Annotated in this window: 2 protein-coding genes; one reads left to right on the plus strand and one right to left on the minus strand. The window is 59.9% G+C overall.

Annotated elements, in window-relative coordinates; translation table 11 throughout:
- On the plus strand, positions 1 to 990 hold a 990-nt coding region (locus ACQR13_RS32390; protein ID WP_434863573.1), incomplete at its 5' end, for a transposase.
- Between the two features lie 95 nt (positions 991 to 1,085).
- On the opposite strand, the gene ACQR13_RS32395 is transcribed toward ACQR13_RS32390, so the two are convergent.
- Positions 1,086 to 1,487 carry an Imm1 family immunity protein gene (locus ACQR13_RS32395; protein WP_315825728.1) on the minus strand — a complete coding sequence of 134 codons (402 nt, stop codon included), beginning with the start codon at positions 1,485 to 1,487 and terminating at the stop codon, positions 1,086 to 1,088.
- Positions 1,488 to 1,637: the final 150 nt, after the last annotated feature.

The following is a 1,637-nucleotide window of genomic DNA, read 5'->3' on the forward strand; positions in this document are numbered from 1 at the left end:
CGTCGCGTGTTCGAGACCGTCTTGCGCCGCTGCATCCGGGAGCGCCTGATCGGCGGCGAAGGGTTCGCAGTCGACGCGAGCCTGATCAAGGCGGATGCCAATCGGCAGAAGGGAATCGAAGGCGATAAGAGGCTTCCGCCGGAGGCTGCGGGTCGAGCGATCGACGAGTATCTTGCCGTTCTTGATGATGCCGCGTTCGGTGCCGCGACGGAGGTCACGCCCAAGTTTATATCGCCCTCCGACCCGGCGGCGCGCTGGACGGGAGCGCACGGCGGCCAAGCCTTCTTCGCCTACTCGACGAACTATCTGGTCGACGTCGAGAATGCGATCATCGTCGATGTCGAAGCGACCACGGCGATCCGCCAGGCAGAAGTATTGGCCGCCAAGCGCATGATTGAGCGTTCAATCGAAAGGTTCGATCTTTATCCAAGCCGGCTTCTCGGCGACAGAGCCTATGGCTCCGCTGAGATGCTCGGGTGGCTGGTCTACGAGCACGGGATCGAGCCGCACGTGACCGTTTTCGACAAGTCGGCCCGCACCGACGGGACCTTCTCGCGTGAGGCCTTCACCTACGACCATACCAGGGACGTCTATCGCTGTCCCGCTGGCAAACCCCTCACCACTACAGGGACGCTGGTGAACAACGACACGACGGTCCTCTACCGTGCGAGCAAGCGCGATTGTCAAGCATGCTCTCTAAGAAGCAGGTGTTGCCCCAACACCCCGGCTCGAAAAGTGCCGCGCTCGATCTACGAGGGCGCTCGCGACATGGCACGCGAGATCGCAAGCTCATGGGAAGGCCGCACTTCACGCCGGCTCCGCAAGAAGATTGAGATGCTGTTCGCGCATCTCAAGCGCATCCTCAAGCTAGATCGGCTGCGACTAAGAGGGCCGAACGGCGCACGCGACGAGTTCACCCTCGCTGCAGCCGCTCAGAACCTTCGTAAGATGGCCAAGCTGATCCCGATGCCCGCGCTGACGCCCGCGTGAACCACAACGCGCCAATTCGTCCTCGAAACAGATGGCGTTCACGACGAAACTACTGCCGACTTTTTCAACGGAATCAGCCAGAAGCGGACAGTCGATCACGTCTCCATCCACTCTATCGACTTCGGGAGCGTCTCAGATTCAGCAAACTCTTGAGCGGCAATTAGGCCCTTTTCAAAGGGTATCACATATTCGCGCGGAAACTCCGTGTGATGAGCGAGCCCGACGTAGCAAGTCATAACCGGATGCGTGCTGGACTGATCGCCGCGACTTACATAGTACGGCGGATTGTGGTGACCGAACTGAAAAGCGAGGACGGTCTCGTCGCCACCCACGACCAACGCAAGATCATTACCGTTTGGGGCCTGGAGGGAGATTATGTTCAACTTGTCCAGCGTTCGCGCTTCGTCGCGAGCCATGCGGATTACTCTTTCAAATTCTGCAAGCGTTGAGACCCGCACGGCCTCCTCGGCATCGTGAACGACAATCGAAAGATCCACGATCTAGCTCCCCTGGTGGCCGCCCTCGGCTGGACAATATCCGTTGCTCCGCAGTCCGTCATTGCGTCCGCTGTGGGTCTTGGTCGTGTAAAAACGGCCTTGCGGACGTCCGTCCTGACCACGAGGACGCGGGCGTTTCTCAGGCTGTGA

Origin of the sequence: Bradyrhizobium sp. HKCCYLRH3059 (assembly GCF_051168035.1) — a bacterium.
In the GTDB taxonomy this organism is placed as follows: Bacteria; Pseudomonadota; Alphaproteobacteria; order Rhizobiales; family Xanthobacteraceae; genus Bradyrhizobium.